The 6133-nt window shown below is 35.0% G+C and carries 5 protein-coding genes; 3 read left to right on the top strand and 2 right to left on the bottom strand.

All coding sequences use genetic code 11. The annotated features are described in order from the left end of the window. The first annotated feature begins 195 nt into the window (after window positions 1-195). The 3 genes from C7958_RS14450 to C7958_RS14440 are packed head-to-tail and all read left to right on the top strand — an operon-like array spanning window position 196 to window position 3780. Window positions 196-1992 (top strand): DAK2 domain-containing protein, encoded by a 1797-nt coding sequence (locus C7958_RS14450; protein ID WP_111573377.1) that lies wholly within the window; start codon window positions 196-198, stop codon window positions 1990-1992. 12 nt (window positions 1993-2004) lie between these two features. After that, window positions 2005-2781 carry a DUF1295 domain-containing protein gene (locus tag C7958_RS14445; protein WP_111573376.1) on the top strand — a complete coding sequence of 259 codons (777 nt, stop codon included), beginning with the start codon at window positions 2005-2007 and terminating at the stop codon, window positions 2779-2781. A 24-nt stretch (window positions 2782-2805) separates the two neighbouring features. Continuing rightward, window positions 2806-3780 carry a YbgA family protein gene (locus tag C7958_RS14440; protein ID WP_111573375.1) on the top strand — a complete coding sequence of 325 codons (975 nt, stop codon included), beginning with the start codon at window positions 2806-2808 and terminating at the stop codon, window positions 3778-3780. 157 nt (window positions 3781-3937) lie between these two features. On the opposite strand, the gene gndA is transcribed toward C7958_RS14440, so the two are convergent. Together gndA and C7958_RS14430 are read right to left on the bottom strand one after the other, a co-directional pair. Further along, complete coding sequence (gene gndA, locus C7958_RS14435) at window positions 3938-5335, bottom strand: NADP-dependent phosphogluconate dehydrogenase (RefSeq protein WP_111573374.1); 1398 nt, start codon at window positions 5333-5335, stop codon at window positions 3938-3940. A 59-nt stretch (window positions 5336-5394) separates the two neighbouring features. Next, entirely contained in the window at window positions 5395-6051 is a 657-nt protein-coding gene (locus C7958_RS14430; RefSeq protein ID WP_111573373.1) for a cyclase family protein, read from the bottom strand. Window positions 6052-6133 lie beyond the last annotated feature (82 nt).

Below are 6133 nucleotides of genomic sequence, written 5' to 3'. Positions count from 1 at the left end.
AATCCCAATTATAAGGAGTTTTTCTATTTTAAGCAAGTATTTTCGCTGAAAATAGAACTTGACTTTTCTTAAATATTTTTATGCAATGCTAGTGAAATTAACTAATTTTATTTTCAAATAACTTTCAATTTTTTGCAATAGAGGATATAATAAAATTAACAGTAAAGATTATTGTTTCAGTCAGGGGGTAACAGGATGAAAATAACTTATCTGGACGGTAAAAGACTTTATTATGCCTTTTTATCAGGAGCTAAAGAAGTTATAGCCAATAAAAAAGAATTAAATAGAATAAATTTGTTTCCAGTAGCTGATGGAGATACCGGCAGCAATCTTTCGCGCACCTTAGATGTAGTTAAAAATGAAGCTGTTAAGGACAGTTCTCTGTGTGTTACTCTTGATTCCATGGGAGAGGCTGCATTAAAAGGGGCAATCGGAAATTCTGGAATTATTTTCGCCCAGTTTATTAATGGTCTAAAAAATAATATAGACTGTGAAGACAGTATTAATCTTAATAAATTTGTTCAGGCTGTAGAAAATGCTGTAAATTATACCTATCAGGGAATTAATAATCCAGTTGAAGGTACAATTTTGACTGTGATGAAGGACTGGTCAGAGGCATTAAAAAATTTAAAAAATAAAAGCAGTGATTTTGCAGAGGTAATGGAAGAATCACTCGAGACAGCTTGTGTTTCCTTAACTAATACCAAAACTCAGCTGGAAATTTTGAGGCAAGCTAATGTCGTTGATTCTGGAGCCAGGGCTTTTGTTCTTTTTTTAGAAGGTGTTGTTGATTTTATAAAAAGTGGTGATCTTAGGGATTTACAGGAAGAAACAGTTTCTCAAATTGAATCTTTCTCAGAGGGAGAAATTGGTAAAGAAGAGGAGATTAAATTTCGTTACTGCACTGAAGCTTATCTGGGTAATTTAAAAATTGAGTTAGCTGAATTAAAGGAGAAAATTTCTGGGCTTGGAAATTCATTGATTGCTGCTGGTGATAAAAATAAACTGCGGGTTCATATTCATACTAATGATCCACCAGAATTATTTATCCGGTTAAATAAATATGCTGATATTTTAGAGCAAAAAGCTGATGATATGCAGCTGCAGCAGGCAGTTAAGTACAGACAAAAGTATAGGACTGCTATTTTAACTGATTCGATTGCTGATCTACCGGCTGAATATAGAGACCGCCATCAGATTCATCTTTTACCCTTAAATATTTTAGTTGAGGGAACAAATTTTTTAGATAAGTTAACTATCGATACTGAAAACTTTTTTGATATTATTGATCAGGCCGAGGAATATCCATCTTCAGCTCAACCCTCGGTTAAAAGAATTGAAGATAAGCTTAATTATTTAGCAGAACATTATGATTCAATTATTGCAATTACTGTTTCTACTAAGATGAGCGGTACCTATGATAATCTAACCAAAGCAGCCGAAAATGTTCTGGTAGAAAATAACGATCTTAAAGTTAAAGTAATTGACTCTAAGACAAACTCCGGTGCCGAGGGATTATTAGTGATGGAAGCAGCTGAGCAGCTTGAGGCGGGTAAGGATTTTACTGAAATTGTTGAATATTTAAAATCTATTCGAGAAAAAATATATATTTATGTAAGTGTCAGTGATTTTAAATATATGGTTCGTGGAGGTAGAGTTAGCCCTCTTAAAGGAAAGCTGGCTGGATTTTTAAATTTAAAACCAATAATTTCAATTGACCGCGAGGGAAATGGTACTGCTTTTGCAACTGCTTTCAGTAAAAAAGGAAATTTCAAAAAGCTCAAATCTATTTTAAAAGATCATCAAAATAAAAATGGGATTAAGCGTTTTGCTGTTGTTCATGGTGATGATTTAAAAAGAGCAGAGAGGTATAAAGCTACTTTCAGCGAATTATTATCTATAGAAGCTGAATTTTTGGAAGCTATATCACCAATTGTAGCAATGAATGCAGGGCGAGGCAGTACAGCAGTTGCATTAATAGAAAAAAACTAAGGGGTTGTTAAAATGCTGAGTTCAATTTATTTTCAAATATTTCTTTTAGTTTTACTTTATTTTGCTTTATTTTTTGTAATTGCGGTTTTAAAAAAGGATAATTCGATTGTCGATATTGGCTGGGGATTGGGTTATGTTTATACAGCTAATATGGCTCTTTACCTGACAAATAATTATAATTTGCGTTCTTTTCTGATTACTTTTATTGTAACCATCTGGGGTTTAAGGTTAAGTTATCATATTTTTAAAAGAAACTTAGGTCAGGGTGAAGATTTTCGCTATGCAAAGTGGAGAGAAAACTGGGATCATTTTTATTTAAAATCTTTTTTAAGAGTATTTATGCTGCAGGGAGTACTTTTATTTATAATCTCTACCCCGATTATTAAGATAGTTTCTGCCCCCTATCATAGTTTAAAGATAATTGATTTTATCGGACTATTTATCTGGGGTATTGGTTTTGCTTTTGAGGCAGCTGCTGATAAACAGTTGAAAGAGTTTAAAGAACTTCCAGAGTCAGAAAAAGATGGTCATGTCTTAAAATCTGGTGTCTGGAAATATACCCGCCATCCCAATTATTTTGGCGATGCTTTAGTCTGGTGGGGTTATTATGTTATTGTACTTGCAGTCAGCGGAGGCTGGAAATTTATCTTTAGTCCAATAATTATGACTTTATTACTCCGTTTTGTTTCCGGGGTACCACTATTAGAAAAACGCTATGCTGATGATGAAGAATACCAGAAATATGCGGAAAAAACTAATAAATTTTTCCCCTGGTTTCAGAAAAAATAAAAATAGAGGCAGGAGGAATTTATTTTGAGAGATTTTAAAAAACCTAATTTAATTTTAAGTAAATGTTTAGAATACTGTAAGTGCCGTTATAATGGTGATAAGATTCCTGATAAATTTGTGCGTAAACTAGAAGAACATGTTAATTATATTAAAATTTGCCCGGAAGTTGAAATTGGTCTGGGAGTTCCCCGCAACTCCATTCGTCTGATTAAAAAGGATGATCAGTATAGACTGGTGGATTCAATGACAGGCGAAGACCATACCGAAAAAATGGATAATTACCTTGAACAACTAAGTTTCGAATTAGAGGAAGAAGAGGTGGAAGGGTTTATTGCTAAAACTAGATCACCTTCCTGTGGGAGTAGTGATTCTAAGGTTTATCCTGAGGCAGGAAAGGTGCCTGCACTTGGTGAAAAGAGAGCAGGTTATTTTACGGATCAACTGGCAGCAATTTTCCCTTCCCTGGTCATAGAAAATGAGGGGAGACTCAAAAATTTCAAATTGAGGGAGAATTTTTTGATTAAAATTTTTATGCTGGCAGATCTCCGATCTGTAATAAAAAGTGGCGAAATAAAAGGATTGATTAATTTTCACAGCAATAATAAATATTTAATCATGTCCTATAATCAAAGCGGCTTAAATAAACTGGGCAGAATAGTTGCAGCTCACGAAAAAGGAAAAACTGAAGCAACACTGAATAAATATAGAGATAAGTTAGTTGAAACTATAAATGTGCTGCCTGATACAGGCAAAAGAGTTAATATGCTGCAGCATATTTTTGGATATGTCTCATCAGATATCAGTCGGGAGGAAAGAGAGTATTTTTTGGATACTCTTAAAGATTTTCGAAATGATAAAGTTCCCTTTTCACTGCCGCTGGCCCTGCTTAGATCCTGGGTTATTAGATTTAAAGTGGGATATCTGATTCCCCAGACAATATTTAATCCTTATCCGGAAGGATTAATTGATTTAAGTGATTCAGGCAATGGGAGAATCTAAAAATTTATAGCTATTTTATAGGCATAAAAAGAGGTGCAGAACTAGTAACTTTAAATTCTGCACCTTTGAATTATTTGTAAATAAATTTTGTGAATAAATTCTTCTGTACCAGGTACAAATCGATCGATTTGTACCTGGTACCTATATATATTTTTTTTTATTCCCATTCAGTGTGGAAGGTTCCCTCATCATCTCGTCTCTGATAGGTGTGGGCACCAAAGAAATCTCGCTGAGCCTGAATTAAATTTGCAGGCAGTTCTTCAGATTTGAGGCTGTTAAAGTAGTCAAGAGCAGCATGGACTGCAGTCAGCGGTACTCCTGATTGAGCTGCAGTTGTTATTAAATCAGTAATTTCCTCGGCGGCAGCATTAAGCTGAGTTCTGAATTGCTGAGCTATAATTAAAGTATTTAAATCCATGTTTTCTGAAAATGCTTCCTGGATTGGTTCTAAAATTCCGGAACGAATAATACAGCCATCTTCCCAGATACGGGCAATTTCTCGGTAATTTAAGTTATAATCATATTCCTCAGATGCAGTTTTTAGAAGTTTAAAACCTTCTGCATAAGCAATTACAGAAGAGAAATAAAGGGCTGATTTGAGCAGAGGTAGCATTTCTTTTTTATCAACTACGGCTTGATTGCTGTTTTTAAGCTGGGCGGAATTTTCTACTCTTTCTTCTTTAATTGCCGACATTAAACGGGCATTAACTCCGGCATTAATTGTGGGAATTGCAGTCCCCAGGTCTAAAGCGTTCTGAACACTCCATTTACCGGTGCCTTTGTGTTTGGCTTTGTCAAGAATTAAATCAATTAATTTTCTGCCGGTTTTAGGATCATCCTTTTTCATTATTTTAGCAGTTATTTCGACTAAATATGATTCGAAATCCTGGTTCCATTCAGCAAAAATATCTCCCATTTCTGCCGGCTTTAGCTGCAGTACTTTGCGCAGATAGTCATAAATTTCAGCCAGGACTTCCATAATTCCATATTCAATACCATTATGAACCATCTTTACATAGTGGCCTGCAGACTGAGGTCCTAAGTAGCTGACACAGGCACCTTTTTCAGTTTTAGCAGCAGCATCTTCCATAATATCGGATACTTCTGCATAGGCGTTTTCATTACCTCCAGGCATAATAGAGGGGCCGTGCAGGGCACCATATTCACCACCACTGATCCCGACGCCCAGGTAACGGATTCCTTTTTCTTTAAGGTTATTTAATCTTCTATTTGTATCTTCAAAATGAGAATTACCTCCATCAATAATAATGTCATCTTTTTCTAAATAAGGCAGCAGACCATCAATAACCAGGTCAACAGGTTTACCGGCCTGAATCATCAGCATAACTTTGCGGGGCTTTTCAAGAGAAGAGACAAAGTCTTCCAGCTCATAAGCTGCTTTAATTTCCTGATTATCTACTTTATTATTAATAAAATTTTCGGTTTTGCTTGTTGTACGATTGTAAACAGCAATGGAATGGTTGCGGGCAATATTAAGAGCCAGATTCTGACCCATAACTGAAAGGCCGAACAATCCAATCTCGTATTTTTTCATTTATAATTACCTCCTTATAGGCATTTCAAAATAAAAACAATTTTAAATTCAGTTCCAGTTTATTTAAATAATTTGAGGATAGTCTCAATTTCTCCCTGTTCAAATAAATAAGCTCTTCCAGGAAGGCCGTCACTGTCCGCAATTTTTAAAAGCGAAAGCAGGAGAACATAATTTCCAGCTGGAACTTGATCGAGCCTCAAACCTTCCAGAATCATTATCTGTTGAGTCAGCAGTTTTTTATGAGTTGGATGTTCAGATTGAGCTCTTTCTATACCATTGGTATCAATTCCGACTCCTTTGATATTATTATCAATTAGATATTCTGCACCACTTTCAGCCAGATAAATAAATTTTTCTGGAGTTTCTTCCAGAAAGCCGGGAATAGAATTTTTGGTCTTTAGCATTAAAAAAGAATTTTCTTCTATTTGATATTCTTTTAAGTCAGCAGCTGTAATTTTTTCATCAAGTTCAGTTAAATCTATTAATTGAGCCTGATAAAATGGATTCTCTGCAAAGAACAAATTTGCACTGGCTCCGTCTTCCAGCATATGCAGTGGTGCATCAACATGGGTTCCGGTGTGGACATTCATCTGCAGTTCGGATTCGTGTGCATCTCCCTGAGTAAAGTCTCTGACCGTGGAGAGGCGTGGTCTAATTTCGTTTTTTCCTTTATAAACTAACATATCTTTTTTGATGGTCATTGAAATATCATACATCTATATTTCCCCCTTTAAAGCTTAAAATAGCCTCAGTTTAATATGGTTTTGCTAATATGGTTTTGTTATAATATATTTTGAT

Source organism: Halanaerobium saccharolyticum (genome assembly GCF_003259895.1).
Taxonomy (GTDB): Bacteria; Bacillota; Halanaerobiia; order Halanaerobiales; family Halanaerobiaceae; genus Halanaerobium; species Halanaerobium saccharolyticum_A.
This window is presented reverse-complemented; position numbering and strand designations above follow the sequence as displayed.